Source organism: Pseudomonas sp. Root562, assembly GCF_001427125.1.
Taxonomy (GTDB): domain Bacteria; phylum Pseudomonadota; class Gammaproteobacteria; order Pseudomonadales; family Pseudomonadaceae; genus Aquipseudomonas.
The window spans coordinates 384,436-411,411 of record NZ_LMGK01000022.1; the positions used below are offsets into that span (position 1 = coordinate 384,436).

Sequence of the window (26,976 nt, forward strand, 5' to 3'; positions counted from 1 at the left end):
CCTGGCTCATTTGCCCGACTCGGTGCCGTTCGGCGAAGTGACGCGAACGCCACCCTGTCCTGCCAGAACCAGATTGCCATTACCTGCCGCCGTGACCGCCGAGACGGAAATACGATCCGCGCGGTTGACCACTTTGAAGGTTTCACCATCGTCGCTGCTGCGAATCACCGAACCGCCGTTACCGACAATCACGATGGAGCCGTCTTCGAGCAGCGTGCCGCCGGACAGACCGAACTCCAGATCGCCGCGCTCAGCCTTCAACTCGATCTGTTCCCAGTTGCTACCGAAATCGGTCGAGCGATACAGATTGCCACGCAGGCCATACGCCAAGAGGGTAGAAGGTTGCGCGGTGCCGATCACACCAAACAGCGAGCCTTCGTAAGGGCCTTCAAGTTTTTCCCAGGTCTGGCCCCAGTCGGCGGAGCGGAACATGCTGCCCTGCTCACCGACGATGAACAGACCGGAATCCTTGACGGCGGCGATGGCGTTGAGGTGGAACTGGTCTTCGTTGTCCAGGCGATCACTGACGTCTTCCCAGTGCTTGCCGCCATCGCTGGTTTCCAGCAACGCCCCGTAAGCGCCCACGGCAAAGCCGCTGTTGACGTCGCGGAACCAGACGTCGAGCAGTGGCGATTCACGCTTGAGGTCTTCAAATTGTTTGGTCCAGGTGACACCGCCGTCCTCGCTGGCGAGGATCTGCGCATCATGGCCGACCGCCCAGCCGTGCTTGTCATCGACAAAAAACACTGAGGTCAGCAATGCCCGGGTCGGGACCTTGGCTTGCATCCAGGTAGCACCCTGGTCATCAGAATACAGAATATGCCCACGATCCCCGACCGCCACCAGGCGCTTGCCAGCGTGGACGACATCGAGCATCAGGCTTTTGCTGGCCTTGGCCGATTCAATGGAATAAACAACGTCGGATGCCGGCGCAGCCGCGGCCAGCACAGGTGCTGACAGCATGGCAGAGCCCAACAGCGAGAGCGCTGTAGCCAGCAACGCGAATTTGCGTAATGCCAGCGGGCGGCAGATACCCACACCCATGACAGGCTCACTCATAGACCTTCCCCCATTATTATTGTTAGGTCATTCAACCTTTCTGGGCGCCGCAAGGGTGCTGACCGGGATTACCTGTTTCAGAGCATAGACCTGAAACCCGCAATCCAGAGCCCCTTCGGAAGCTGGCTTATCCTATCGGTGTTTTCGAAGGGCTGACAATCGACGGCACGTTATGTTTTGTTAACCGCAGGGGTGGTTGTTTTTTCTGAATGGTGGGGTATCAGGTGGGGTGATTGGGGGGCATCTGGTAGAAAGTGGTCGGCTGGCAGGCCGCCATCGCTGGCAAGCCAGCTCCCACAGAAGAGCAAAAGCAAGAGCAGAACGCCATACAACCGCCGTTGCTTCTAACCACTCTACAGGCCGAGCGTTAGCTCGCCTGCAGCTTTTGATCTTGATTCACCCGCCCCATCGGCAGGCTGAGTGGAGGCGTTCATCCGGGGGTGGGCGCGTAGCGCCGTGCGGCGAAGCCGCACACATCGAGAGGAGGTTGTCGCGAAGCAGACCGGAGGCGATGCCCCCGGATGAATGCCGGAGCGAAGGTACCCCGAGCCTTAGCGAGGGGCCGTACGTCAGGGGCGAGCGTTTTTTGCTTACTTTTTTGCTGGGCCGGCACTCCGGCGCTTGTAAAAAAGTGACTCGCCGTAAGGGCGAAACCGCCAGCTGCCGTTACCGAAATAACGGATATGCCCCCAATCAACCAAGAACCTGGTCGACCCAAAGGCCGCCAAGGTCAAGATCCAACATCAAGCCAAACTCTTGCTCACCACCTCAAACACATCACTGGACAACTGCCCCGAATTCAAAATCCGCTCCAGCTCGCCCTTCATCAACGCCTGACGCGCATCGTCATACTTGCGCCAGCGAGTCAAAGGCGCCAACTGGCGAGAAGCAATCTGCGGATTGAAGCCGTTCAACTCGATCACCAGATCCGCCAGGAAGCGATACCCGGAACCATCCGCCGCATGGAAATTGATCAGGTTCTGCCCGGCAAACGCACCGATCAACGCCCGCACCTTGTTCGGGTTCTTGATGTTGAACGCCGGGTGCTGCATCAATGCCTTGACCCGCTCCAGCCCGCCCGGCAACGTACTGCCGGCCTGGACACTGAACCACTGATCCATGACCAACGGATTGTCCTTGAAGTGCTCGGCGAAGCTCGCCAGTGCCTTGGCTTTTTGCTCTTCGAAGGGCGAGTTGACCAACACCGCGAGGGCGGTCAGGCGCTCGGTCATGTTGTCGCACGCGGCGAACTGCTCCAGTGTCGCGGCCAATACTTCTGGCTTGCCGCTGAGCATCAGGTACGACAGCGCGATGTTCTGCAAGGCACGGCGGGCGAAATGTTCGGCTTCGGCCACATACGGGGTTTGCTTGGACAAGTCGCGGTTGGCCTGATAACGCAGCCACAAGGCCTCGAACAGCGCATCCGCCAGCTGCTTGCGGGCAAACTCGCGGGCGGTGTGGATGGCGTCCACATCGGCCACTTCACTGATTTCGGCCAAATAAGCTTCGCTTGGCAGCGAAAGCATTTCGGCGACCATCGCCTGATCCAGCGTCTCATCGGACAGCACGGTACGCAAAGCGGATACCAGACGCTGATCCAGCACCAGCGCTTCGCCCTTCTGTTGCTGGGCGATCAATTCCTGCAACACCTGCACCGACAATTGCTGGCCGGCATCCCAGCGGTTGAAACCGTCGCTGTCGTGTTGCATGAGGAACATCAACTGATCGCGGCTGTACGGGAAGCTCAGTTTCACCGGGGCCGAAAAGCCGCGTAGCAGCGATGGCAGCGGCTGTTCGGCGATGTCGACGAAGGTGAATGTCTGCTCGGCTTCGGTCACCGAGATCACCCGCGAGGTGCCTTGCGCCGACGCTTCACCAGCCAGACGCAGGGCTATTTCAGCACCCTTGCTGTCCAGCAGACCGAGCTCCACCGGGATCACGAACGGCAGTTTTTCGACCTTGTCCGGAGTCTGCGGGCAGCTCTGGCGGAAGGTCAGGCTGTAGGTTTTTGCTGCAGCGTCGTAGGACTCGCTCACTGCCAGTCGTGGCGTGCCCGCCTGGCTGTACCAGCGCTTGAACTGGGTCAGGTCCACACCGTTGGCGTCTTCCATGGCCTTGATGAAGTCGTCGCAGGTCACGGCCTGGCCGTCGTGGCGCTCAAAGTACAGGTCGCTGCCTTTACGGAAGCCTTCGGCGCCAAGCAAGGTGTGGATCATGCCGACCACTTCCGAACCCTTTTCGTACACGGTCAGGGTGTAGAAGTTGGAAATCTCGATGAAGCTGTCCGGGCGCACGGCGTGAGCCATGGGGCCGGCGTCTTCGGCGAACTGGTGGGTACGCAGGTACGCCACGTCCTGGATGCGCTTGACCGTCGCCGAGTTCATGTCGGCGGAGAAATGCGAATCGCGGAATACGGTAAAGCCTTCCTTGAGCGACAACTGGAACCAGTCGCGGCAGGTCACGCGGTTGCCCGACCAGTTGTGGAAATATTCGTGGGCGACGATCGCTTCGACCCGCTGATGCGCGGCGTCGGTGGCGGTTTCGGCGCGGGCCAGCACGGCGCTGGAGTTGAAGATGTTGAGACCTTTGTTCTCCATGGCGCCCATGTTGAAGTCGTTCACAGCGACGATCATGAAGATGTCCAGGTCGTACTCGCGACCGTAGACCTCTTCGTCCCAGCGCATGGACTTCTTCAGGCTGTTCATGGCGTGCTGGCATTTGTCGATGTTTTCCGGCTCGACATAAATGCGCAGCGCCACGGTGCGCTCGGTCATGGTGGTGAAGGTGTCTTCGACGCACCACAAATCACCGGCCACCAACGCGAACAGGTACGCAGGCTTCATGAACGGGTCTTCCCAGGTCGCCCAGTGCCGGCCATCTTCGCCGGGGCCGCTGGCAATCGGATTGCCGTTGGACAGCAGCACCGGATAGCTGTGCTGCTCGGCGACCACGGTCGTGGTGAACTTGCTCATCACGTCCGGGCGATCGAGGTAATAGGTGATCTTGCGGAAACCTTCGGCTTCGCACTGGGTGCAGAACATCGTGCCGGACTTGTACAGGCCTTCCAGCGCGGTATTGGTTTCGGGATGGATCTTGACGCTGGTATCGACCGTGAAGGTAGCGCTGGTCGGGTGCAGGGTCAGGTGATTGTCGGTCAGTTGATATTCCGCCGCTGTAAGCGCCTGATCGGCCAGCGTGACCGATAGCAGTTCCAGTTGCTGGCCATCCAGCACCAGCGGCGGCAGGCCCGGACCGCGTTCGGGGTTGCGGCGCATCACCAGTTGCGCGTGGACCAGGCTGTGGTCCTCGAACAACTCGAAGGTCAGGTGTGTTTCATCAATCAGGTACTCAGGGGCCTGATAGTCCTTGAGGTAGATCATCTTCGGTTGTTCGGTGCGCATGCTGGAGTCCTTAACTATGCACGGCGAGCTGATAGGCCGTGTACTTACGAATATTGATCACGCCGGTGTCGAAGATCAGGTATTGGCCTTTGATCCCCATCAGCGTGCCTTCGGCAATCGGATTCTTGTCCAGGTTGAAGCTGACGATTTTCGCCGGATACTGCTCGACCGGAAAGCGGATTTCGAGCGGTTCGACGTCGGCAATCGTCTGGATCGCCTGTAGGCCGAATCGTTCCTGTAATCCTTGCAGGCCCTCGGCGCAGCGATCGAACAACTGGTCACGGATCTGTGGCAGGTCCACCGATATTGCATCGCCCTTGAGCAAGGCACGCCAGTTGGTCTTGTCCGCTACCTGGCTGCGGAACAGGTCTTCGACGAAGCCCGATTGCTGGCGTGTGGAAACCCGCATGATCGGCAACGCCTGGCTGGCACCCTGATCGATCCAGCGGGTCGGCAACTGGGTAGCGCGGGTGATGCCGACCTTTACCCCGGATGAGTTCGACAGGTAGACGATGTGGTCGGTCATGCAGAACTTCTCGCCCCACTCCGGCTCCCGGCAGGTGCCGGCTTCGAAATGACAGCGCTCGGGGCTCATGATGCACACGTCACACTGGGCCAGTTTGGTCATGCACGGGTAACAGTACCCCTGGCTGAAACTGGTTTTGGTCTTGCGTCCGCAATGGGTGCAGTGGATCGCTCCCAGATATTCCAGGCGCACAGTGGTGCCGATCAAAGGGTTGACCGGAACCTCTGCGTCGCCCAGACGAAATGCGTATTGCACGTTCGGCCCGTCCAGGCGCGCCGACATTTTGCTGATTGCACCGCGGCCAATCTCGATCAATGGATGGCATCCGACTTGAACAGGATGTTGGGCACTTGAATCGACTTGGAGCTGCATTCTTGCGGACCCATGTAGCCAGTACGCTCTTCCTCGGGCAGGTTCTGGATTTCCCAGGCGATCATTGCTTGCAGCGACAGTTCGCGTTGCTCGGCGGTGAGCTTGCCACCGTCGGACCATTTACCGATTTCCACCGCCAGCTTAAGGCTCTGGTAGATGTCCGGGGTGATGTTCTTGATCATTTCGTTAAAAGAGGACATTGGGTCTCCGCGTTCTCTATACACAACGGTTTCAGACGGTCAGTTTACGGCGGTTGTACAAACCACCCAACAAACCGGTCAAGCATCCGACGAGCAACCCGCTGACGTGGGCCGCGTTGGCGATTTCGCCGAAGCCGATCATCGAGACCAGCCCGGACAGGCACAGCAGCAACCACACCAGCATCATCGCCAGCACGCCACGGGGCAGGCGGTAAGCGGCGTTCGGCGACAGCAACTGGAAGATCCAGCAATGCCCCAGCAGACCGTAAAGCACCCCGGACAATCCGCCGAACAGGGTCGGGCCGCTGAAAACAAACTGAACGTAGTTGGAGACGAGGCTGAACAGCAAGGTCAACCCGACCAGGTTGATAGTGCCCTGGCGCGACTCGATGCGTCGTCCCAGCTCCCAGTACCACATGCCGTTCATGGCCAGGTGCAAAATGCCGAAGTGGATCAGCATCGGCGTCACCAGTCGCCACCACTGCCCCGCCGCCAGGCTGTCAGCCAGGGGCACGAAATGGATGTATTCGCCGACGACGCGGAAATCGAGGAAGGTCAGCCAGCGCAGCGTATCGAGATTGTCGCCGAGCAACGTGATCGCACCGACGATCAGACTCAGGATCAGCACCAGCGCCGTGGCTTTTGCGTGGCGAACCTGCTCGGCGAACCCCGGACGCTTTCGGGTTTGCGCCGGCTGGATGTCCAGTTGTTGATCGGGGTCGCCCGCCGGGAAGCGTTCGTAGAGCGCACGGACGTCTTCGCTGATGTTCTGCGGCACCCACAACACCTGCTCACCGGACTCTTCGCTGACCCGATGCGGCACCTGCATGCGTTCCAGCAATTTGACGAAGCCGCTCAGGTCTACCGCCAGGGGCAGACGCAACACCGCTACTGCACTCATCGCAGAACCTCTGGCCGCTCGACATCGACCCAGACGAATTTATGCGGATCGAGCCGCGTTTCCTGATCCAGCCGATAGGCGACCAGTTTGCCGTAGAGCACGGCACTGTAATCCAGGCACGCCAGGTTCGGGCGGATCGGTGCCGGTTTACCGCTGCGCCAATAATGTCCGACGAACAGCAACGGTTCATCGATGCCGTAACGCAGCAGCATGTTTTTCTCGGTCGAAGACAGCGGTGTGCGGGCCACCGGGTCCGGCAAGGCGTCAGGCTGGAAGACGATGTCGCCGTAGGTTTGCGGATCGTCTTCCCAGAACTTGGTACGGAAGAACGACCGCACCAGGCCATCGCCGCTGGTCATGGTCAGGCCGTCAGGCAGGCGCATGTCGGTGCCGCGCAGCAAGCGGTCGAAAACGGTGCAGGCAAATGAGCCCGACTGGGCCGAAGCCTGGAGGAAGTGCTCGTCGATACAGCCATCGGGAAACAACTGGCGCAAAGGTTCAATCAGCCCGGCATCCCAGCAGGCATGCACCACCCGGAAACGCCCGGCATCGACGAACAGCGGCAGCTCATAGAACCATTGCTGGAAGTCATGCCAGTCGCCGGGATGATGTTCGAACTGGGTCAGGGTTTCCTGAAGCAGCCGGGCATGGCGCGGCGTGTGCTCGCGCACGAACTGCTTGCCACTGCCGGGCAGTGCCGGCGTGACCCAGCCCAGCGCGTTGAACTCGTGGTTGCCCATGATGCACAGCGCCTGCCCGGCCTCGACCATGTCGTGGACGATGTGCAACGCCTCGCGAATTCGCGGGCCACGGTCGATGATGTCGCCGACGAACACCGCCATGCGCGACGCATGGCGCCAGACGCCACCGTGCTTGTGATAACCGAGCCGGTCGAGCAAATGCTCAAGGGTCATTGCGCAACCGTGCACGTCACCGATCAGGTCGTAGCTACGCGCGGGATCGAGCATCAGTCGCCTCCACCACCCAACTTGCTGCCCCAGCCGAGCTTGGTCCGGCAGACTTCGTAGTAGTTGTGGTCGAGCGGATGAATCAACCGCAGCTTCTGGGCTTTCTTGCTGACGGTGATGGTGTCGCCGGGCGCACAGGTAAAGTGGTTCTGCCCGTCACACGAGACTTGCGGGTAAATCTGCATATCCTTGGACACGACGATTTTCAGCTCACTGTTGCCATCGACCACAATTGGCCGACCCGACAAGGTATGGGGGTACATCGGCACGATTACAATGGCGTCGAGCTTGGGATGCATGATCGGCCCGCCGGCAGACAGCGCGTAGGCGGTGGAACCGGTCGGCGTGGCGACGATCAGGCCGTCGGCCTTCTGGCTGCAGACGAACTGGCCGTCGATGTACAGCTCGAACTCGATCATCCGCGTGGATTTGCCGGGGTGCAGCACCACGTCGTTCAGCGCATCGCCCTGGCCGATAGCCTCGGCATGCCGGCGAACTTCAGCCTGCAACAGGAAGCGGTTCTCCACCAGATAGTGGCCATCGAGCACTTCGGCGACCTTGAGTTCCAGCTCGTCAGGGCGGATATCGGTCAGGAAACCAAGACTGCCCCGGTTGATCCCCAGTACCGGAATATTGTGCTTGGCCAACGCCCGGGCGGCACCGAGCAGGCTGCCGTCACCGCCCACCACAATCACCATGTCACAGACTTCACCGAGCATCTTGCGCGACGAGGTTTGCAGGCCGTGACCCGGCAGGACTTCGGCAATGGTGTCTTCGAGGATCACGTGCAGGTGACGATCGAGCAGAAACCGTTTCAGTCGGCGGACGGTATCCAGCACCTGGGAACTGCCCAGGCGACCGATGATGCCGATATTGCGAAATTGCTCCATGGGGCTCCTGCTGGGAATCTGTGCGACGACGAAAAACACGATTATGGGCGAAAGCCGCTGATAGACAAAATCCTTTCAGTCTCAAGGGTGTGCTCGGGTTTCGGGCTATGCTCGCAAGATGATCCTATTTCCAGATTTGCTCCAGCTGCCCCACCAGTTGCGCCACCCCGAAGTGCGCGACCTGGCATGGGTCATCCTCGCGCCGCCGATGCTCGTCGACACACCGTGGCCGCAACGCCACCCGCTGGCCGGCAGCGACTGGGTGCAGGCACCTGAGCGCCTGGAACACTGGCTGCGTCAGCTGGACCAGGACAGCTACGGACTGCTGCACTGGCTGGCCCAGGCCCGCACCCGGCGTCTGGGCTTGTACTACGAGCGTCTCTGGCAATTTGCCGTGGAGCATGCGCCCGGCATCGAACTGATCGCCGCCAACATGCCGATCCGTCGCGAAGGCCATACGCTCGGCGAGCTGGACATGCTGCTGCGTGACCGCGACGGTGTGCATCACCTGGAACTGGCGATCAAGCTGTATCTGGGCCCTCAATCAGGTGATGGATGCGACACCGCGCAATGGCTTGGCCCCGGTTGTCACGATCGACTGGACCGCAAGCTGGCGCACCTGAGCCAGCATCAACTGCCGATATCCGCACGTCCCGAGAGCCGCGAAGTGCTGGCAGCGCTGGATATCCGCCAGTTCACCGCGCATTTGTGGCTGGGCGGCTATTTGCTCTATCCATGGCCGGGGCACGCGGCAGCACCGAGCGGTGCACATCCACAACATTTGCGCGGTCGTTGGTTGCATCAAAAGGATTGGCAGGATTTTGTCGAGCAAAGTCCGCCGGGGCGCTGGCAACCCCTGCCCCGCCACGCTTGGCTGGCGCCGGCGCACTACTCGGCGGAACACACCTGGAACGTCGAGCAATTGAACGCCTGGCTGTGCGACCTCGACCCGCTGGCGCCGGCACAATTGCTGGTGCGATTGACCGAAAATGCCCATGGCGACTGGGAAGAAGCCGAGCGATTGTTCCTGGTGTCGGACCTTTGGCCGAATGTGCCCGGCCAAGGCTGATCCGAATCTTGTGCGAACTTTTGAACCAGCCTTTCAACAATCTAAATGGACAACCGCAAAGCCAGCGCCGCCAACGTCACCAACAACACCGGCACCGTCAGCACGATCCCGACCTTGAAGTAATACCCCCAGCCGATCCGGATGTTTTTGCGTTCCAGCACATGCAGCCACAGCAAGGTTGCCAGACTGCCTATCGGGGTGATTTTCGGCCCCAGGTCACTGCCGATGACGTTGGCGTAGATCATCGCTTCCTTGACCACCCCGCTCGCCTGGCTGGCATCGATGGATAGCAGTCCGATCAACACCGTCGGCAAATTGTTCATGATCGAGGACAACAACGCGGTCAACACCCCCGTACCCATTGCCGCGCCCCAGACACCGTACTCGGCAAAGCCATTGAGCCAGCCCGCCAGATAGCCTGTGAGTCCGGCGTTGCGCAGGCCGTAGACCACCAGATACATGCCAAGCGAGAAAATCACGATGTGCCAAGGCGCTTCCTTCAGCACTTTGCGCGTGGAAATCTTGTGACCACGGGCGGCAATCGCCCACAGCAAGGCCGCGCACACGGCCGAAATGGCACTGATGGGAATGCCCAGCGGTTCCAGCGCGAAGCAGCCGAGCAGCAGAATCACCAGCACCGCCCAGCCGGCGTAGAACGTCGCCTTGTCATGGATCGCCGACGCCGGATGTTCCAATTGCTCAGGGTCATAGTTTTTGGGGATGTCGCGGCGGAAAAACCACATCAATACCGCCAAGGTGGCCGCGACACTGACCAGGTTGACCGGGATCATCACCGCCGCGTACCGGTTGAAACCGATGTTGAAGAAGTCAGCGGAAACGATGTTCACCAGGTTCGACACCACCAGCGGCAGGCTGGCCGTATCGGCGATGAAGCCGGCGCCCATGACGAACGCCAGCGTCGCCGCCGGAGAAAAACGCAATGCCAACAGCATGGAAATCACAATGGGCGTGAGGATCAGCGCCGCGCCGTCATTGGCGAACAACGCCGACACCAATGCCCCGAGCAACACCATGTAGGCAAACAACTGGCGCCCACTCCCCCTTCCCCAACGGGCCACATGCAGCGCTGCCCAGGCAAAAAATCCGGCCTCGTCCAGCAACAAACTGATGATGATCAGTGCGACAAAGGTTCCGGTGGCGTTCCAGATGATTTGCCACACCAATGGAATGTCGCTCAGGTGCACAACGCCGAACATCAAAGCCAGCACCGCGCCCAGTACCGCGCTCCAACCGACGCCGAGCCCTTTGGGTTGCCAGATCACCAGTGTGATCGTCAGCAGGAAAATCAGTGACGCTACAAGCATGCGCAGCTGCCTTTAAAGAATGGAGAGATAATCAGCAGCAACGAACCGGTCGGTCTGTCATCGCCTGCAGACGTACCACATCGGCGGCAAGCCAATCAGCATTGGCCGCCAACGCTTCTTGCAGCATCGTGGCGACCCAAGGTGCAAGTTGCGGGTTCAATCGGTAATAAACCCATTGCCCCTGCCGTCGATCCGTCAGCAAGCCATTACTGCGCAATTGCGCCAGGTGACGGGAAATTTTCGGTTGGCTGAGGTCAAGCGCAGCCGTCAGCTCGCATACGCACAGTTCGCCTTCACGAGCGATCAGCAAGGCAACACGACTGCGAGTGTCATCGGCCAAGGCCTTGAAAACATCGACGGGACTGCGGAAGTCGGACACGAAAACACGCCTCTGTGCGAACGAGGCGTGAATATATGGAATTTCGAATATTCAGTAAAGCACTGCCTGGAAAAGCACCTCCGGCGCTCCGTCACCCGGAGCGCCAGAAGCGGCAATCACAGCTTTTTGTGTTGCTCGACCCACTGCCCATAGGCATTGATGAAACTCTGCAGGAACGGCTTGACCGACTCCGACAGTTTGCCGGCCTCATCAAACGCCGAGCCAGCGCCGCCCAGATAGGCCTCGGGTTGCTGCATCAGCGGCACATTGAGAAACACCATGGACTGGCGCAGGTGATGGTTGGCGCCGAAACCGCCAATCGCGCCCGGCGAAGCGCTGATCACCGCGCCTGGTTTGCCGCTCCAGGCACTCTTGCCATACGGGCGCGAACCCACGTCGATCGCATTTTTCATCGGGGCCGGCACAGAACGGTTGTATTCAGGAGTAACGAACAACACCGCGTCGGATGAGCTCACTTGTTGTCGGAAAGTGCTGTAGGCTGCCGGCGGTGTATCAACATCGATATCCTCGTTGTAAAGCGGTAGATCGCCAATTTCAACGATAGTGAGCTTCAGATTCGCCGGCGCCAGATCGGCCAGGGCGAGCGCGATCTTGCGGTTGATCGATGCTTTGCGCAGGCTGCCGACGATAACGGCGACGTTATAGACACTACTCATGGAAGACTCTCGATTGTCCGTGGGGGAGCCTGTAGTTATAGATGATCGGACGATGTTTCAACCAGTAAACACAGGTATATCTGCGTCCTGATTATTTTTTTCGAGCAGGAAAACTTACCGTGCTCGACGGCGGTCTACAAAGCCGTCAATCAAGTGTTTTATCTCCAGAGGTTCTAAGCAGATGGCAGCAGTACTCGTCGGTCAGTTCCATGCAAGAGACGCGGAAGGCCGTATTTATTCGGTACACGAGTTTCAGGAGTCCACCCCGTCCGCAGACGGTTCCGGGCCTGCAACCACGTACAAACTGGCCATTGGCGATCGGGTCAACAAAGTTGATGACAATGAGTTCATGCTGGTGCAAACGGGCGTCACTCTCACCCGTGAGCCGGCAACCTGCGTCGCGTCATAACTCGATGTTATGAGCAGAAGTCATATGCGCGGACTTGGGTTAGGATTCAGTGACTGACTCCTCACCTGCTGAACATGGACTTCACGCATGCGCTTACGCCATATCGAAGTGATCCAGGCGCTCCTTCAGACCGGTCACACAGGCACCGCCGCCGAATGGTTGCAGTTGCCGGTGGCCGAGGTCGAAGGTATTTTGCGCGACGCAGAGGGCCAGTTGGGTTTCATGCTGTTCTCCAGCGTGCGCGGGCGGTTGCAGGCTACGCGCGAAGCACGGGAGCTCCAGGTAGAAATTGCCCGCGTCTACGATGCGCTTGAACCGGTGCAACGCCTGGCCAATAGCCTCAAACAATACCTGGCACCGCCGTTACGCATCATCTGCACCCCGCCCCTCGCCCAACAATTGTTGCCACAAAGCATCGCGGCCTTGCGCCGACGCCTGCCCGACGCACCTTGCACCCTCCTGAGCCAGCCCACCCGGGACATCGTCAAAAGCCTTTTGCTGCGCGAAAGCGACCTGGGCCTGAGCCTGCATGACCCGGATCGCGCAGAAATCGATTGCCAGGTGATTGCCCAAGGCAAGCTGCAATTGCTGGCTCCCCATGGCTGGCTGCAACCGAAGCAAAAGTACATCTCCCTGCAAGACCTGGCTGGCCAGGCGATGGTCGGTCTCGAAGGCCATGACCCGCTGAGCCCCGCTCTGGAAAACAAACTGCATGGCTTGCGTCCGGCACCGGTGATCCAGACCCGGGTTCAGACCCACCAGATGATGCGCAGCATGGTCGAGGCCGGTGAAGGCCTGGCCATTGTCGACCCCTTTACCGCCCTCGGTGCCAAATCGGCCGGGCTCGATGTATGCCCACTGGCACCTGCCGTACCGATCAGCGTCTACGCATTGACCTTGAAGAACGGCGAGCCATCCCCCGCCGTCCAGACCTTGTTGACCATCATTACGGAACAAGCCGCGGCGATGCTGACGAACTGATCGGGTTTTCCAGCGGGTTATCGAACAATCGATACCAGAACAGCGCGACCTCGGCAGTATTGGGGTCAATGCCGCGATAGCGCAGGTGGTCGATGCCGCCAATCACATAGCCACAACGCTCGTACAAGCGGCAGGCACCGAGGTTGTTGTTCTGGGTTTCGAGCATGATGCCCGGCAGTTTCTTCTTGCGACTCCAGAACTGCGCCACATCCAGCAACGCCTTGGCCACCCCATGGCGCCGCGCCGGAGCGTGCACCGCCAGTTCGTCGATATGGGCAAAACCGTTCCAATTGGTACTGATCACCAAGTGCCCTACCGGCTCGTCATCCAGGAATGCCATGAAAATCGCACTGTCCGGTGCATCGCGAAAACTGCTGAATTCCTCGGGATCGATGCCATAGCATTTACGATAAGGGGTAATGGGGGTGACTCGCCATTGCTCGACCGGCTGCCCTATTTCAGGCGCTCCGTAGGCGGCAACCTCAAAACTGAAATCGCTGCCCCAGATGTAGGCAGCAAAACCTTCGTCGGCGACGCGCACCGACAGCCCTGGATGATTCGGATTCATGACCGGCTGCATACTGGGAAAGGTCCTCATTCCTTGATGCAATCGACGGTGTAGTGCCGCCCATTGCCCTCGTCTTCATGTTGCAATCCGTGCACATCAGCAACGAACCCCGGAAAATTGCTATCGAACGTGCGAGCAAACGCCAGGTAGTCAATGATTGAGCGGGTCGCTCCGGTAAAACGCTCCCCTGGCATGATCAACGGAATGCCCGGGGGATACGGCACCAGCATCACGGCAGCGATTCGCCCATCCAGCGCATCGATCGATACGGCTTCGACTTCGCCACGTACCAAATGATCATAGGCGTCAGCCGGCTTCATGGCGATTTCCGGCATGACCGTGTACATGCGCTTGAGGTGTTTGGCCGTGGCATTGCTGCGATAACAGGCATGCAACTGATCGCACAGGTCACGCAGCCCCATGCCCTGATAGCGCGTGACATGTTGCTGTGCCACGCACGGCAGACAGCTGGCCAGACTGACGTTGGCGTCATAGCTGCGCTTGAACTCCAGCAATTCGGTGAGCAACGTGCTCCATTTGCCCTTGGTGATACCCATGGAAAACAGCACCAGGAACGAATACAACCCGGTCTTTTCCACCACCAGCCCACGCTCCCAAAGGAATTTGCTGACAACCGCTGCGGGAATCCCACGCTCACTGAGCGCACCACCGGCGGTCAACCCCGGCATCACCAGGGTGACCTTGATCGGATCGAGCAACACGTAATCGTCGGTCACGCCGCCAAAGCCGTGCCAGTCAGCGTCCGGTTGCAGCAACCAGTCTTCGGTAACCACACGATTGATGCCTTCAGCGGAGGGTGGCTGCCAGATGGAAAACCACCAGTCATCCGCCGCGATGTGCTGACGCAAGTTGGCCAGGGCGCGGCGAAAGCTCAAGGCCTCATCGAACATCTCCTGTAACAGCGAACGACCGGCAGGCCCCTCCATCATGGCCGAAGCGACATCCAGCGAGGCGATGATGCCGTACTGCGGCGAGGTCGAGATGTGCATCATGAACGCTTCGTTGAAACGGTCTCGATCCAGTTGCCTGGCACCGCCGTCCTGCACGTGAATCATCGACGCCTGGCTGAATGCCGCCAGCAGCTTGTGGGTGGAATGGGTCGTGAACACTAACGGGCTGTCCTGTCCACGGGAGGTGCCCATGCCATAACGCCCGCTGAAAAACTCATGAAACGCCGCGTAGGCATACCAGGCTTCGTCGAAGTGCAATACCTCGACGCTGTTGCCCAGTTGCTGCTTGATCAGCTCGGCGTTGTAGCAGAGGCCGTCGTACGTCGAGTTGGTGACTACCGCGAGCTTGACCTTGGGCGCCCGGCCCTTGGTCAACGGGCTGGCGTCGATCTTGGCCTGAATCGCTTCGGGACTGAATTCGCTCAAGGGAATCGGACCGATGATCCCCAGTTCGTTACGCTCCGGGCACAGGTACAACGGGATGGCGCCAGTCATGATGATCGAATGCAACACCGATTTATGGCAATTGCGGTCCACCAGCACCAAGTCATCGCGGGCGACCATCGAATGCCAGACGATCTTGTTGGCGGTGGACGTGCCATTGATGACGAAGAACGTATGATCGGCGCCAAAATTGCGCGCCGCCCGGGCCTCGGCTTCGGCCAGTGGGCCAGTGTGGTCCAGTAAAGAGCCAAGTTCTGGCACCGACACCGACAGATCCGAGCGCAGGGTGTTTTCCCCAAAAAACTGATGAAACGCCTGCCCCACCGGACTCTTGTGGTACGCCACGCCACCACCGTGTCCGGGGGTGTGCCACGAATAGTTGGAATCGGCGGTGTGTTGCACCAAGGCTTTGAAGAACGGCGGCAGCAACCCATCCAGATATTTGCGTGCGGCCCGCGCCACTTGCCTTGCGAGAAACGGCACCGTGTCTTCGAACAGATAGAGAATGCCGCGCAACTGATTCAGCTCGGCCATCGCGTCGGCGGGTGCGTTTTCCAAAGTCACTTGCTCGCCGAGGGCGAAAATCGGTAGATCGGGCGCACGCACTCGCGCCAATCCGATCAGTTCAGCCATATTCTGTAACAAATGCGAGTGAGCGCTGGCGTCCTCCGCCGCAATCAACATGCACGAGAGGCCGTGATGGGTGGATGCGACCAAGCGTCCTTCGGTGTAGTCCATCGCCGAAACGATACTGAAACCTTCCTGTTCCAGCTCCCGGGCGATTCCACGCACACGGTCGCCGGCAACGGTGTCGGCCTTTATGTCGCGATGGACGATCAGGACCGGGAATTTCAAATCTTTATACATGGGGCTCAGTGTCCTGAGGCGGCAGGCCAGAGCCTGCCAATCACCTCAGGGTAGAGGGTCGCAGCCGATGTGGCGAGTGCGTTGCACTGAAGCGGTACCGGCGCCGCACTATTTTGTAGCGAAAATTTTTTTTGTAGGGGCAAGGCTTGCCTGCGATAGCGATCTTATAAACGCTATCGCGAGCAAGCTTTGCTCCTACAGATGACCGCAGATAGATGACCGTAGACAGATGAGCGCATGCAGATGAGCGCACATCAGGCCTGCGCTTGCGCCTCAGCCAATTGCAACCACAACGCCGGAGCGCCCGCGGATTTGCTGATGATTTCCAGGCGCGCTGCGTGCTGGGCCAATTCTTCTTCACTGGCGCGAATGATGCGGGCTGGCGTGCGACCGGCCGGCAAACGGCGGATCTCCGTGGCGGAGTTGTCAGCCCCCTCACCGGAACCATTGCCGTCGGAGGCATTGCCGGCCAGCGACAGGCTGGTCTGGCCGCCCGTCATGGTCAGGTAGACGTCAGCAAGAATTTCGGAGTCGAGCAAGGCGCCGTGAAGTTCACGACCGGAGTTGTCGACGCCATAGCGTTTGCACAGGGCATCGAGGCTATTGCGCTGCCCGGGGTGACGTTCCCGGGCCATCATCAGCGTATCGAGGATCGTACAGTGCTGCGTGATGTCCGCACGATCGTGCTGGCCCATCAGAGCGAATTCGTTGTTGATGAAGCCAACGTCGAACGCCGCGTTATGGATGATCAGCTGCGCGCCCTTGATGAATTCAAAGAATTCCTCGGCCACTTCAGCGAAACGCGGCTTGCCTACCAGAAACTCGTTGGTGATGCCGTGGACGCCGATGGCACCCTCGTCACTTTCACGGTCCGGTTGCAGGTAAACGTGAAAATGCCGACCGGTCAGGCGCCGACCGATCAACTCGACACAACCAATTTCGATAATCCGGTGGCCGTCGGTCACCGGCATGCCGGTGGTTTCGGTATCGAGTACAACGGATCTGGTGGCCATCAGTGCTCAGCTCTCAATCGGTCAATCGTGCAAAAGCGGCGATGTTAACACGCTCGCTGGGGTCTTTGATTGATCGTTCCCACGCTCTGCGTGGGAACGCCTCAAGGGACGCTCCGGGTTCCAATGGAACGCAGAGCGTCCCGGACTGCATTCCCACGCAGAGCATGGGAACGATCAGCAGGCACACATTCAGTCTTGTTTGTAACCGCGCACTTCATCCACGCCGCGGTTGGCCAGTTGGTCAGCGCGCTCGTTGCCGTGATGGCCAATGTGCCCGCGCACCCACTTCCAGGTGACGTTGTGGCGGTTGACCTGTTCGTCGAGCAGTTTCCACAGGTCGGCGTTCTTCACGGGTTCTTTCGCTGCGGTTTTCCAGCCGCGTTTTTTCCAGTTGGCCATCCACTCGTTGATGCCTTTCATGACGTATTGGGAGTCGGTCACCAGCAGCACATCGCATGAACGCTTGAGTTCTTCCAGGCCGCGAATCGCGCCCATCAACTCCATGCGATTGTTGGTGGTGTTGGCTTCGCCTCCCCAGAGTTCCTTTTCAACGCCCTTGCACACCAGCAACGCACCCCAGCCGCCAGGGCCAGGGTTGCCTTTGCAGGCGCCATCGGTGAAGAGTTCTACGCTATCGCTCATGCAATCTATCCAGAAAATGCGGTGGCTCGCCGATCGTTGATCGACAACGCCCGAGACCGGGGCAACCCGGTCGGAAAATGATATGAGGTATTACGGCTCGATATTGCGACGATTGACCTTGGCCATCGGCAGCGGAATCAACTTGCCCATTGTTTCGCGGCGTTCCTGACGCAGCGGCCGCAGGCCTACGACGATCTTGCGCGCCACCAATAAATAGAAGCCGCCGCCAGACAACTGCCAGTCGCCGGCCTTGCGTTCCCAGCCAGCCAGACGGGTCTGCCAGGCAGGTGAAGCCAGCGGCGGACGATAGCACCCGAAGCGGCGTTTCTCCAGCGCGAAGCCCAGCAGGTTCAACCAGTCAGCCACCCGTGACGGAGAAATGCAGCGAGCCTTGCCCAACCCGTCATGGGCAAACACATGACGCAAGCCCCAACTGCTCCAGGGATTGATACCGATGATCAACAGGTGCCCGCCAGGCCGCACACTGCTCGCGGCTTCACGCAGCAACCCATGGGGCGACAGGCAGAAATCCAGTCCGTGCTGCAACACCACCACATCGGCGGCATGCTCACTGAGTGGCCAGGCCTGCTCTTCGCAGACGATCTCGACACCCGGCAAGGGCGCACCCAAGCGCACATTGCGCTGCACCTGAGGTGCAGAAGGCGGCGTCTGCGCCGAGGGGCCGTAATGCACCAGGTAGCCACCGAAGAAGCGCCCGAGTTCGTCTTCGAGCATGCGCCGTTCTTCGTCCAGCAAAAATTGCCCGATGGGGCCGGACAGCCATTCACGGGCCATGCTGATCAGCGCCAGCCAGTCAGGATCAGCTTGAGCGAACGCTTTATCGGTCATTGCATTCTCCAACGCGCCAGGAAGTTCTAAGATGCGCCATTGTTTCCAGCTTGGCGAATCCGACGATGATACAGATCACTGCCCTGCCCGCCTTCACCGACAACTACATATGGTTGTTACAAGACACTGCCACCCGCCACTGCGCGGTGGTCGATCCAGGGGACGCAGCCCCGGTGCAAGCCTGGCTCGCGGCCAATCCGGGTTGGGCCTTGACTGATATTCTGATCACTCACCATCATCATGACCATGTCGGCGGCGTCGAGCAGCTGAAGAAAGCGACGGACGCGAAGGTCTATGGTCCGGCCAGCGAAAAAATCCCGGCGCGGGACGTCGCGCTGAAGAACGACGACCGGATTACCGTACTGGGCCATGATTTTGATGTCATCGCCGTACCCGGTCATACCCTGGGCCACATTGCCTATTATCACAGCGGTCTGCTGTTCTGTGGCGATACCCTGTTCGCTGCCGGTTGCGGGCGATTGTTCGAAGGCACGCCGCAACAGATGTACGCCTCGCTGTCGCGTCTGGCCGCCCTACCCGAGGACACCCGCGTCTACTGCACCCACGAATACACCCTGAGCAATCTGCGCTTCGCCGCTGCTGTCGAACCGGGCAATCCAGACACCCTTGAACGCCTGGCTAGCGTCACTCGACAACGAGAAGCCGGGGAGATCACACTGCCTTCCACGGTGGCCCTGGAAAAGCGCACTAATCCGTTTTTGCGCACCGGCGAAACATCCGTTAAAGAAAAAGCGGACGAACGGACCGGCACCGATAACTCTCGGCCCGATATGGTTTTTGCTGCGCTCAGGGCGTGGAAAGACACGTTCTAAACAGCTTGCACGATGGTCCAAAAACGCTGAATGGTTGACCGCAGGGGGTCCGCTTTCTAGAATCGCCCGACATTTTTGCCCGGAACTTACTTCCAGCCAATGTCGTCATCCATACGTAAGTCCATCAATTCAGACGCATTGACCCGCTTGGCTCAAGCCATAGCGGTGGCTGTGTCCGCCACGTTGGCGGGCTGTTCCAGCCACGCTCCGCAGCCTGAAGCGACACATACGCCGAACGTGGCGGCCCGCGCCAAGCAGAAGCCCATCTGGCTCAGCGAAAAGCCGAGCCCGCAGATCCCGCAGGACGTCTGGGAGCGCATGCGCCAGGGCTTTCAGTTGCAGGACAACGTCGGCGTGAACCCGCGCATCGAACAACAGCGCCTGTGGTTCGCCAGCAATCCGTCCTTCCTCGAAAACGCCGGGGAACGCGGCAGCCTTTATATTCACTACATCGTCGAACGCCTGGAAGAACGCAACATGCCGCTGGAACTGGCGCTGCTGCCGGTGATTGAAAGCGCCTACAACCCGATGGCCTATTCCCGCGCCAATGCGGTGGGCCTGTGGCAATTCATCCCGTCCACCGGGCGTTACTTCAACCTGCGCCAGACCCGTTTCTATGATGGCCGTCGCGACATCACCGCTTCGACCACCGCCGCGATGGATTACCTGACCCGCCTGCACGACATGTTCAACGGCGACTGGCTGTTGGCGCTGGCCGCCTACAATGCCGGTGAAGGCACGGTCAGCCGTGCCATCGAGCGCAATGAAAAGCTCGGCCTGCCAACCGACTACTGGAACCTGCCGCTGCCGGCAGAAACCCAGGCCTATGTGCCGAAGCTGCTGGCCCTGTCGCAAGTGGTGCTGGCACCGGAAGCCTACGGGGTGAACCTCAACCCGATCGCCAACGAACCGTACTTCCAGGTCGTCGAAATCAACCAGCGCATGGACCTTTCCAAGGTCGCCGCAGTGGCCAACATCGACGAAGACGAACTGTTCCAGCTCAACCCGGCCTTCAAGCAACGCACCACCATCGACGGCCCACAGCATTTGCTGGTGCCGACGTCCAAGGCGCAATTGCTGACCACCAGCCTGCAGACGATGCGTCCGGAAGAGCTGATCAGCAAGAAACCGCTCAAACCGGTCTTCGAAGGCTCGGACAGCACGGCAGTGGCCAGCGCCAAACGCAGTTACCGGGTCAAGCGCGGCGACAATCTGGGCTCCATCGCCAAGGCCAACAACGTCGACGTCAAGGACCTTCAGCGCTGGAACAAACTGTCCGGCAAGAACCTCAAGCCCGGCCAGACCCTGGTCATGCAGGACACCAGCAAGCGCAGCGCCGGGCGCATCAACACCGTCGTCGCGGCCAATGCCAAGACCAAAAGCCCGGACAAAAAACCGCAGTCGAAGTACAAGGTTCAGCAAGGCGATTCGCTGTACATCGTGGCCAAGCGCTTCAATGTTGAAATGCAGCACCTCAAGCGCTGGAACCCACGTGTCGGCCAGGCATTGAAGCCAGGTCAGATGCTGACGGTTTCCAATCCGCACTAAAAAACGAGCCCCTGATTATCAGGGGCTTTTTTATCTTTGCAGCATCGAAAGGCTTTGTGGCGAGGGAGCTCGCTCCCGTTGGGCTGCGCAGCAGCCCCAAACCCTGATCCCTGGATACTTCTGACATACCGCGTGCACTGGATTTACGACGGCTTCGCCGCCGAGCGGGAGCAAGCTCCCTCGCCACGGGATTGGCGCAGGCAGAACTGTCTTGCCAGTAATTAAGAGCGCATTAACCCCCCGTCTTTTTCCTGTCCATACAAGCTGTTACTGTACGGGCCACAAAGCCCAAGCCGCTGGATCGGATTTCTTATTTGAAGCGTCCCCTGCTCCCGCTCCTGATCAGCCTGGCCTTGAGCTCCACCGCAAGCGCGACGATCAGCGAAAGCCATGGTTATGCGCAGTTCGGCACGCTCAAGTATCCGGCCCGATTCACCCACTTCGACTGGGTCAACCCGCAAGCGCCCAAGGGCGGTACGTTGCGGGTAATGGCGTTTGGCACGTTTGATACGCTCAACCCTTACACTTTCAAAGGCACCAGCCCGGTCGCCACGCCGAACTTCCTTCAATACGGCATCAACGAGTTGAACGAACCGCTGATGGTCGGCACCGGCCAGTACGCACCGTCCGGCGACGAGCCCACCTCAAGCTATGGCCTGATCGCGCAATCGGTCGAGTACAGTGAAGACCGCAGCTGGGTGGTGTTCAACCTGCGTCCGCAAGCGCGCTTCCACGATGGCACGCCCATCACCGCCTATGACGTAGCGTTCTCCTACCGCTTGCTGCTCAAGGAAGGTCACCCGCAATACCGCACCAATCTTCAGGAAGTATTGCGGGTCGACATCCTCAATCCTCAGCGCATTCGCTTCGTATTCAAGCGCGCCGGCAATCCATTGCTGATCCTGCGCCTTGGCGAGTTGCCCGTGCTGCCGCAGCATTACTGGAAAAACCGCGACTTCAAGGCCACGACCTTCGAACCACCGCTGGGCAGCGGGCCGTATCGCGTCACCTCGGTGACGCCGGGGCGACAAATCGTTTTCGAACGGGTCAAGGACTATTGGGGCAAGGACCTGCCGGTCAACCGCGGCAAGTACAATGTCGACCGTATGGAAGTCGAATTCTATCGCGACAGCGACGTGGCGTTCGAAGCGTTCAAGGCCGGCGAGTTCGACATCTATATCGAACACCAGGCCAAGAACTGGGCCACTGGGTACAACTTTCCGGCAATCCGTCGTGGCGAAGTGATCAAGGCACAGATTGCGCACCAGATCCCCACCCAGACCCAAGGCTTGTTCATGAACAGCCGGCGCCCGACGTTTGCTGAACCCCGGGTTCGGGAAGCGCTGGGGCTGATGTTCGACTTCGAATGGACCAACCGCACGCTGTTCAGCGACGCTTACAAACGCGCCACGAGCTACTACCCCAACAGCGAGTTTTCCGCCACCGGCCTGCCGGTCGGCCATGAATGGCTAATGCTCAAGCCGTACCGCGAGCAACTGCCCGCCCGATTGCTCAGCGAACCGTTCAGCCTGCCGCAGACCCAGGGTCGCGGCATTCCCCGGGAAACCATGCGCAAGGCCCTGAGCCTGCTCGCCGAAGCCGGCTGGAAGCTCAATGGTCAGCGCTTGCAGAACGCCGCCGGGCAGCCGCTGCGCCTGGAGATCCTGCTGGTCAACCCGAACCTGGAACGCATTCTCCAGCCTTACGTCGAGAATCTCGCCAGCATCGGCATTGATGCGCGCTTGCGCACGGTGGATCGCGCCCAATACAAACAGCGCCTCGACCAGTTCGACTTCGACATGATTCTGATGACCCTCAACCAGACCCTCAGCCCCGGCCTGGAACAGTGGCAGTACTTCCATTCCAGCCAGGTCGCGGTCAAGGGCAGCAAGAACTACGCCGGTATCGCCAACCCGGTGATCGATCATCTGCTCGAGCAATTGCTCGCGGCCAAGACCCGCGACGAACAAGTCGCCGCCGGCAAAGCCCTCGACCGGGTGCTGCTGTGGCAGCACTACATCATTCCCAACTGGTACCTCAATTATCACCGCCTGGCGTACCGCAACCGGTTCGCCTTCGTCACCACGCCGCCCTACACTCTGGGCTTGAGCGCGTGGTGGCTGAAATCTTCGGAGAAAGATCGATGAAAGCCATCAGCGCCCTGCTCTTGCAGGCCAGCGCCCTGCTGTTCGCCGGGCTGGCCAGCGCCGCCCCGCAACATGCCCTGACCCTGTACAACGAACCGCCGAAATACCCGGCCGATTTCAAACACTTTGACTACGTCAATCCGGATGCTCCCAAGGGCGGCAAATTTCGCCAGGCCGGGTTCGGCGGCTTTGACAGCCTCAACCCGTTCATCAGCAAAGGCGTGTCGGCCAACGACATCGACCTGATCTACGACACCCTGGCCAAGCAGAGCCTTGACGAGCCCTTCACCGAGTACGGCCTGATCGCGGCCAGGATCGAGAAGGCTCCGGACAACGACTGGGTGCGCTTCTATCTGCGGCCCGAAGCGCGCTTCCACGACGGCCATCCGGTGCGTGCCGAAGACGTCGTGTTCAGCTTCCAGACGCTGATCAAGGATGGCGCGCCGATGTACCGCGGCTACTACAACGACGTCGCCGATGTGGTTGCCGAAGACCCGCTGACCGTGCTGTTCAAATTCAAGCACAGCAACAATCGCGAACTGCCATTGATCCTCGGCCAGTTGCCGGTGCTGCCCAAGCATTGGTGGGCCACCCGCGACTTCAACAAAGGCAACCTCGAAGTGCCGCTGGGCAGCGGTCCGTACAAAGTCAGCGAGGTGAAGGCCGGACGTTCGGTGCGCTATGAGCGGGTCAAGGATTATTGGGGCAAGGACCTGCCGGTGAATCGCGGCTTCTACAATTTCGATGTCATGACCACCGACTATTACCGTGACAACACCGTGGCGCTCGAAGCGCTCAAGGCCGGGCAGTTCGATTACTGGCTGGAAATGACCGCGAAGAACTGGGCCAACGCCTACAACATTGCGGCTGTCACCGAGGGTCGCTTGATCAAGGAACAGATCCCCAACGGCAACCCCACCGGCATGCAAGGCTTCGTCTTCAACTTGCGCCGACCGGTGTTCCAGGACGTGCGTGTGCGCCAGGCCCTGACGCTGTTGCTGGACTTCGAATGGACCAACAAGCAGCTGTTCAACGGCGCCTACGCGCGCACTCGAAGTTATTTCGAGAATTCGGAAATGGCTGCCACCGGCCTTCCGGACGCCGATCAACTGGCGATCCTCGATCCGTTTCGCGGCAAGATTCCCGAGCAGGTGTTCAGTGAAGCATTCCAGAACCCGGTCACCGACGGCAGCGGCATGATCCGCACCCAGCAACGCAAGGCCTATCAACTGCTGCAAGAGGCCGGCTGGCGTATCGTCGATGACAAAATGGTCGATGCCACCGGCAAACCGGTAAGTATCGAATTCCTGCTGGCGCAGACCGAGTTCGAACGGGTTTTACTGCCGTTCAAACGCAACCTCAGCGACCTGGGCATCGAGCTGGTGATTCGCCGGGTCGACGTCTCACAGTACGTCAACCGCGTGCGCTCGCGGGATTTCGACATGGTCGTCGGCAGCTTCCCGCAGTCCAACTCGCCGGGCAACGAACAGCGTGAGTTCTGGATGACCGCAGCTGCCGACAAACCTGGCAGCCGCAACTCCATGGGCCTGAAAGATCCAGTGGTGGATCAGTTGGTGGAGCAATTGATCAACGCTGATTCGCGCAAAAGCCTGGTGGCCCATGCCCGGGCACTGGACCGAGTGCTGCAATGGGGCTATTACGTCATTCCCAACTGGCACATCAAAACCTGGCGCGTGGCGTACTGGAATCACATTGGTCACCCGAAGGTCTCGCCCAAATACGACATCGGCATCAATACCTGGTGGATCAAGCCCGATGCCAAACCGGCCATAGAAATCGAAACCAAATTGCAAGCCGACCCTGCAGGCATGGAGTAATCAGATGCTGGCGTATATTTTTCGGCGACTGCTGCTGATCATTCCGACCCTGTTCGGCATTTTGCTGATCAACTTCGTGATCATCCAGGCCGCCCCCGGCGGGCCGGTGGAACAGATGATCGCCAAGCTCGAAGGCTTCGAAGGCGCCACCAGCCGCATTGCCGGCGGCGGTGCCGAGGTGTCGGTGGCCGGGTCCGCCTATCGCGGTGCCCAGGGCCTGGACCCGGCGCTGATCAAGGAAATCGAGCACATGTACGGCTTCGACAAATCGGCGCCGGAACGCTTGTGGATCATGGTCAAGAACTACGCATCACTGGATTTCGGCGACAGCTTTTTCCGCGATGCCAAGGTCATCGACCTGATCAAGGAAAAGCTGCCAGTGTCGATCTCGCTGGGACTGTGGAGCACGCTGATCATGTACCTGGTGTCGATCCCCCTGGGGATCGCCAAAGCCACGCGACATGGCAGCCACTTCGATGTCTGGACCAGTTCGCTGATCATTGTCGGCTATGCGATTCCGGCGTTCCTGTTCGCCATCCTGCTGATCGTGGTGTTTGCTGGCGGCAGTTATCTGGATTGGTTCCCTTTGCGTGGGCTGACCTCGAACAACTTTGATGAACTGAGCACGGGCGGCAAGATTCTTGACTACTTCTGGCACTTGGCGCTTCCCGTGACCGCGCTGGTGATCGGCAACTTCGCGACCATGACCCTGCTGACCAAAAACAGCTTTCTCGACGAAATCAACAAGCAGTATGTGGTCACCGCCAAAGCCAAGGGCCTGACCCGACACCGCGTGCTCTACGGCCACGTATTCCGCAACGCCATGCTGTTGGTGATCGCCGGATTCCCGTCGGCATTCATCGGGATTTTCTTCACTGGCTCGCTGCTGGTCGAAGTGATCTTCTCCCTCGACGGCCTCGGCCTGATGAGTTTCGAAGCAGCGATCAACCGCGATTACCCGGTGGTGTTCGGCACGCTGTTCATCTTCACCCTGCTGGGGCTGGTGGTGAAACTGATCGGTGACCTCACCTATACCTTTGTCGATCCGCGCATCGACTTCGAAAGCCGGGAGCATTGAGATGAACCTGTCCCCTCTCAACCGCCGCCGCTTCGAACTGTTCAAGGCCAACAAGCGCGGATGGTGGTCGCTGTGGCTGTTCCTGATCCTGTTCGGCGCCAGCCTGGGCGCCGAGCTGATCGCCAACGACAAGCCGCTGGTGGTGCATTACGACAACGGTTGGTACTTCCCGGCGCTCAAGCGGTACCCGGAGACCACCTTCGGCGGCGAATTCCCACTGGAAGCCAACTACAAGAGCCCGTATATCCGCGAGCTGCTCAAGGCCAAGGACGCCTGGGTGTTATGGGCGCCGATCCCGTTCAGCTACCAAAGCATCAACTACGACCTGAAAGTCCCGGCACCGGCACCGCCCTCGGCGGACAACCTGCTGGGCACCGACGATCAGGGCCGCGATGTACTGGCACGAGTGATCTACGGGTTCCGTGTCTCGGTGCTGTTCGCCCTGACACTGACACTGCTGAGTTCGATCATCGGCGTGGTCGCCGGGGCGTTGCAGGGGTTTTATGGCGGCTGGGTCGATCTGGCCGGACAGCGGTTCCTGGAGATCTGGTCCGGGTTGCCGGTGCTGTATCTGCTGATCATCCTCGCCAGTTTCGTCCAGCCCAACTTCTGGTGGCTGCTGGGGATCATGCTGCTGTTTTCCTGGATGAGTCTGGTGGACGTGGTGCGCGCCGAGTTCCTGCGTGGGCGTAACCTGGAATACGTGCGTGCGGCGCGGGCGCTGGGCATGCAGAATGGCGCGATCATGTTTCGCCATATCCTGCCCAATGCCATGGTTTCGACCATGACCTTCATGCCGTTCATCCTGACCGGCGCCATCGGTACGCTGACCGCCCTGGATTTCCTCGGGTTCGGCTTGCCGGCCGGCAGTCCGTCACTGGGTGAGCTGGTGGCCCAGGGGAAATCCAACCTGCAGGCGCCGTGGCTGGGCATGAGCGCGTTTGCGGTGCTGGCGTTGATGTTGAGTTTGCTGGTGTTTATCGGCGAGTCCGCTCGCGATGCCTTCGACCCGAGGAAGTGA

The 26,976-nt window shown here is 59.7% G+C and carries 24 protein-coding genes; 9 read left to right on the plus strand and 15 right to left on the minus strand.

The window, feature by feature from the left end; genetic code table 11:
• Positions 1-6: 6 nt before the first annotated feature.
• The 7 genes from ASD60_RS19350 to ASD60_RS19380 all read right to left on the minus strand — a co-directional run bounded on the left by ASD60_RS19350 (position 7) and on the right by ASD60_RS19380 (position 8,317).
• On the minus strand, positions 7-1,059 hold the full coding sequence (locus tag ASD60_RS19350) for a WD40/YVTN/BNR-like repeat-containing protein (RefSeq protein WP_056855540.1): 1,053 nt from the start codon (positions 1,057-1,059) through the stop codon (positions 7-9).
• 743 nt (positions 1,060-1,802) lie between these two features.
• On the minus strand, positions 1,803-4,460 hold the full coding sequence (gene pepN / locus ASD60_RS19355) for an aminopeptidase N (protein ID WP_056855541.1): 2,658 nt from the start codon (positions 4,458-4,460) through the stop codon (positions 1,803-1,805).
• Positions 4,461-4,470: 10 nt separating this feature from the next.
• The gene (locus tag ASD60_RS19360) at positions 4,471-5,301 is read right to left on the minus strand and encodes a DUF2797 domain-containing protein (protein ID WP_056855542.1); all 831 of its coding nucleotides are present in this window, start codon (positions 5,299-5,301) and stop codon (positions 4,471-4,473) included.
• On the minus strand, positions 5,298-5,558 hold the full coding sequence (locus tag ASD60_RS19365) for a YeaC family protein (RefSeq protein ID WP_056855543.1): 261 nt from the start codon (positions 5,556-5,558) through the stop codon (positions 5,298-5,300). The genes ASD60_RS19360 and ASD60_RS19365 overlap by 4 nt, the downstream gene beginning before the upstream one ends.
• A 31-nt stretch (positions 5,559-5,589) precedes the next feature.
• Positions 5,590-6,459 (minus strand): rhomboid family intramembrane serine protease, encoded by an 870-nt coding sequence (locus ASD60_RS19370; RefSeq protein WP_056855544.1) that lies wholly within the window; start codon positions 6,457-6,459, stop codon positions 5,590-5,592.
• On the minus strand, positions 6,456-7,427 hold the full coding sequence (locus ASD60_RS19375) for a metallophosphoesterase (RefSeq protein ID WP_056855545.1): 972 nt from the start codon (positions 7,425-7,427) through the stop codon (positions 6,456-6,458). The genes ASD60_RS19370 and ASD60_RS19375 overlap by 4 nt, the downstream gene beginning before the upstream one ends.
• A complete protein-coding gene (locus tag ASD60_RS19380; protein WP_056855546.1) occupies positions 7,427-8,317 on the minus strand; it encodes an NAD(+) kinase in 891 nt (296 codons plus the stop codon). The genes ASD60_RS19375 and ASD60_RS19380 overlap by 1 nt, the downstream gene beginning before the upstream one ends.
• Before the next feature lie 118 nt (positions 8,318-8,435).
• On the opposite strand from ASD60_RS19380, the gene ASD60_RS19385 reads away from it, so the two are divergent.
• Entirely contained in the window at positions 8,436-9,386 is a 951-nt protein-coding gene (locus ASD60_RS19385) for a DUF1853 family protein (RefSeq protein ID WP_056855547.1), read from the plus strand.
• A 41-nt stretch (positions 9,387-9,427) separates the two neighbouring features.
• Here the strand turns inward: ASD60_RS19385 and ASD60_RS19390 are convergent, their stop codons facing one another.
• The 3 genes from ASD60_RS19390 to ASD60_RS19400 form a co-directional block, all read right to left on the minus strand.
• The gene (locus tag ASD60_RS19390; protein ID WP_056855548.1) at positions 9,428-10,711 is read right to left on the minus strand and encodes an arsenic transporter; all 1,284 of its coding nucleotides are present in this window, start codon (positions 10,709-10,711) and stop codon (positions 9,428-9,430) included.
• 31 nt (positions 10,712-10,742) lie between these two features.
• Positions 10,743-11,090, minus strand: coding sequence for a metalloregulator ArsR/SmtB family transcription factor (locus ASD60_RS19395; RefSeq protein WP_056855549.1), 348 nt, complete (start codon positions 11,088-11,090; stop codon positions 10,743-10,745).
• A 116-nt stretch (positions 11,091-11,206) separates the two neighbouring features.
• Positions 11,207-11,767, minus strand: coding sequence for an NADPH-dependent FMN reductase (locus tag ASD60_RS19400; RefSeq protein WP_056855550.1), 561 nt, complete (start codon positions 11,765-11,767; stop codon positions 11,207-11,209).
• A gap of 181 nt (positions 11,768-11,948) precedes the next feature.
• On the opposite strand from ASD60_RS19400, the gene ASD60_RS19405 reads away from it, so the two are divergent.
• Positions 11,949-12,176: a hypothetical protein gene (locus tag ASD60_RS19405; protein WP_056855551.1), complete on the plus strand. Its 228-nt coding sequence runs from the start codon at positions 11,949-11,951 to the stop codon at positions 12,174-12,176.
• An 87-nt stretch (positions 12,177-12,263) separates the two neighbouring features.
• Positions 12,264-13,157, plus strand: coding sequence for a LysR substrate-binding domain-containing protein (locus tag ASD60_RS19410; protein WP_056855552.1), 894 nt, complete (start codon positions 12,264-12,266; stop codon positions 13,155-13,157).
• Here ASD60_RS19410 and ASD60_RS19415 read toward each other — a convergent pair.
• The 5 genes from ASD60_RS19415 to ASD60_RS19435 all read right to left on the minus strand — a co-directional run bounded on the left by ASD60_RS19415 (position 13,123) and on the right by ASD60_RS19435 (position 18,511).
• The gene (locus ASD60_RS19415; RefSeq protein ID WP_056855553.1) at positions 13,123-13,737 is read right to left on the minus strand and encodes a GNAT family N-acetyltransferase; all 615 of its coding nucleotides are present in this window, start codon (positions 13,735-13,737) and stop codon (positions 13,123-13,125) included. The two genes, ASD60_RS19410 and ASD60_RS19415, sit on opposite strands and share 35 nt — an antisense overlap.
• Positions 13,738-13,751: 14 nt before the next feature.
• Entirely contained in the window at positions 13,752-16,007 is a 2,256-nt protein-coding gene (locus tag ASD60_RS19420; protein ID WP_056855554.1) for an Orn/Lys/Arg decarboxylase N-terminal domain-containing protein, read from the minus strand.
• 254 nt (positions 16,008-16,261) lie between these two features.
• The gene (gene dnaQ / locus ASD60_RS19425) at positions 16,262-17,020 is read right to left on the minus strand and encodes a DNA polymerase III subunit epsilon (RefSeq protein WP_056855555.1); all 759 of its coding nucleotides are present in this window, start codon (positions 17,018-17,020) and stop codon (positions 16,262-16,264) included.
• 189 nt (positions 17,021-17,209) lie between these two features.
• On the minus strand, positions 17,210-17,662 hold the full coding sequence (gene rnhA / locus ASD60_RS19430) for a ribonuclease HI (RefSeq protein ID WP_056855556.1): 453 nt from the start codon (positions 17,660-17,662) through the stop codon (positions 17,210-17,212).
• 90 nt (positions 17,663-17,752) lie between these two features.
• The gene (locus tag ASD60_RS19435) at positions 17,753-18,511 is read right to left on the minus strand and encodes a class I SAM-dependent methyltransferase (RefSeq protein WP_056855557.1); all 759 of its coding nucleotides are present in this window, start codon (positions 18,509-18,511) and stop codon (positions 17,753-17,755) included.
• A gap of 65 nt (positions 18,512-18,576) precedes the next feature.
• Here ASD60_RS19435 and gloB point away from each other — a divergent pair, with 65 nt between their 5' ends.
• The 6 genes from gloB to ASD60_RS19465 all read left to right on the plus strand — a co-directional run bounded on the left by gloB (position 18,577) and on the right by ASD60_RS19465 (position 26,976).
• The gene (gloB, locus tag ASD60_RS19440; RefSeq protein WP_056855558.1) at positions 18,577-19,344 is read left to right on the plus strand and encodes a hydroxyacylglutathione hydrolase; all 768 of its coding nucleotides are present in this window, start codon (positions 18,577-18,579) and stop codon (positions 19,342-19,344) included.
• Between the two features lie 99 nt (positions 19,345-19,443).
• A complete protein-coding gene (locus ASD60_RS19445; protein WP_056855559.1) occupies positions 19,444-20,892 on the plus strand; it encodes a transglycosylase SLT domain-containing protein in 1,449 nt (482 codons plus the stop codon).
• Between the two features lie 326 nt (positions 20,893-21,218).
• A complete protein-coding gene (locus ASD60_RS19450) occupies positions 21,219-23,039 on the plus strand; it encodes an extracellular solute-binding protein (RefSeq protein ID WP_442966013.1) in 1,821 nt (606 codons plus the stop codon).
• Complete coding sequence (locus ASD60_RS19455; RefSeq protein ID WP_056855561.1) at positions 23,036-24,877, plus strand: extracellular solute-binding protein; 1,842 nt, start codon at positions 23,036-23,038, stop codon at positions 24,875-24,877. Before ASD60_RS19450 ends, ASD60_RS19455 begins: the two co-directional genes overlap by 4 nt.
• A gap of 4 nt (positions 24,878-24,881) precedes the next feature.
• Positions 24,882-25,955, plus strand: coding sequence for a microcin C ABC transporter permease YejB (locus tag ASD60_RS19460; RefSeq protein ID WP_056855562.1), 1,074 nt, complete (start codon positions 24,882-24,884; stop codon positions 25,953-25,955).
• Position 25,956: 1 nt separating this feature from the next.
• Complete coding sequence (locus ASD60_RS19465) at positions 25,957-26,976, plus strand: ABC transporter permease (RefSeq protein ID WP_056855563.1); 1,020 nt, start codon at positions 25,957-25,959, stop codon at positions 26,974-26,976.

What these genes read in the sequence shown, in the direction of transcription:
- ASD60_RS19455 (WP_056855561.1), top strand. Translation starts at nt 23,036, where the DNA reads ATGAAAGCCATCAGCGCCCTGCTCTTGCAGGCCAGCGCCCTGCTGTTC.
- rnhA (WP_056855556.1), bottom strand. Translation starts at nt 17,662, where the DNA reads ATGAGCGATAGCGTAGAACTCTTCACCGATGGCGCCTGCAAAGGCAAC.
- ASD60_RS19405 (WP_056855551.1), top strand. Translation starts at nt 11,949, where the DNA reads ATGGCAGCAGTACTCGTCGGTCAGTTCCATGCAAGAGACGCGGAAGGC.
- ASD60_RS19390 (WP_056855548.1), bottom strand. Translation starts at nt 10,711, where the DNA reads ATGCTTGTAGCGTCACTGATTTTCCTGCTGACGATCACACTGGTGATC.
- ASD60_RS19420 (WP_056855554.1), bottom strand. Translation starts at nt 16,007, where the DNA reads ATGTATAAAGATTTGAAATTCCCGGTCCTGATCGTCCATCGCGACATA.
- ASD60_RS19400 (WP_056855550.1), bottom strand. Translation starts at nt 11,767, where the DNA reads ATGAGTAGTGTCTATAACGTCGCCGTTATCGTCGGCAGCCTGCGCAAA.
- ASD60_RS19350 (WP_056855540.1), bottom strand. Translation starts at nt 1,059, where the DNA reads ATGAGTGAGCCTGTCATGGGTGTGGGTATCTGCCGCCCGCTGGCATTA.
- ASD60_RS19460 (WP_056855562.1), top strand. Translation starts at nt 24,882, where the DNA reads ATGCTGGCGTATATTTTTCGGCGACTGCTGCTGATCATTCCGACCCTG.
- dnaQ (WP_056855555.1), bottom strand. Translation starts at nt 17,020, where the DNA reads ATGGCCACCAGATCCGTTGTACTCGATACCGAAACCACCGGCATGCCG.
- ASD60_RS19445 (WP_056855559.1), top strand. Translation starts at nt 19,444, where the DNA reads ATGTCGTCATCCATACGTAAGTCCATCAATTCAGACGCATTGACCCGC.
- pepN (WP_056855541.1), bottom strand. Translation starts at nt 4,460, where the DNA reads ATGCGCACCGAACAACCGAAGATGATCTACCTCAAGGACTATCAGGCC.
- ASD60_RS19380 (WP_056855546.1), bottom strand. Translation starts at nt 8,317, where the DNA reads ATGGAGCAATTTCGCAATATCGGCATCATCGGTCGCCTGGGCAGTTCC.
- ASD60_RS19465 (WP_056855563.1), top strand. Translation starts at nt 25,957, where the DNA reads ATGAACCTGTCCCCTCTCAACCGCCGCCGCTTCGAACTGTTCAAGGCC.
- ASD60_RS19415 (WP_056855553.1), bottom strand. Translation starts at nt 13,737, where the DNA reads ATGCAGCCGGTCATGAATCCGAATCATCCAGGGCTGTCGGTGCGCGTC.
- gloB (WP_056855558.1), top strand. Translation starts at nt 18,577, where the DNA reads ATGATACAGATCACTGCCCTGCCCGCCTTCACCGACAACTACATATGG.
- ASD60_RS19385 (WP_056855547.1), top strand. Translation starts at nt 8,436, where the DNA reads ATGATCCTATTTCCAGATTTGCTCCAGCTGCCCCACCAGTTGCGCCAC.
- ASD60_RS19370 (WP_056855544.1), bottom strand. Translation starts at nt 6,459, where the DNA reads ATGAGTGCAGTAGCGGTGTTGCGTCTGCCCCTGGCGGTAGACCTGAGC.
- ASD60_RS19435 (WP_056855557.1), bottom strand. Translation starts at nt 18,511, where the DNA reads ATGACCGATAAAGCGTTCGCTCAAGCTGATCCTGACTGGCTGGCGCTG.
- ASD60_RS19375 (WP_056855545.1), bottom strand. Translation starts at nt 7,427, where the DNA reads ATGCTCGATCCCGCGCGTAGCTACGACCTGATCGGTGACGTGCACGGT.
- ASD60_RS19410 (WP_056855552.1), top strand. Translation starts at nt 12,264, where the DNA reads ATGCGCTTACGCCATATCGAAGTGATCCAGGCGCTCCTTCAGACCGGT.
- ASD60_RS19365 (WP_056855543.1), bottom strand. Translation starts at nt 5,558, where the DNA reads ATGTCCTCTTTTAACGAAATGATCAAGAACATCACCCCGGACATCTAC.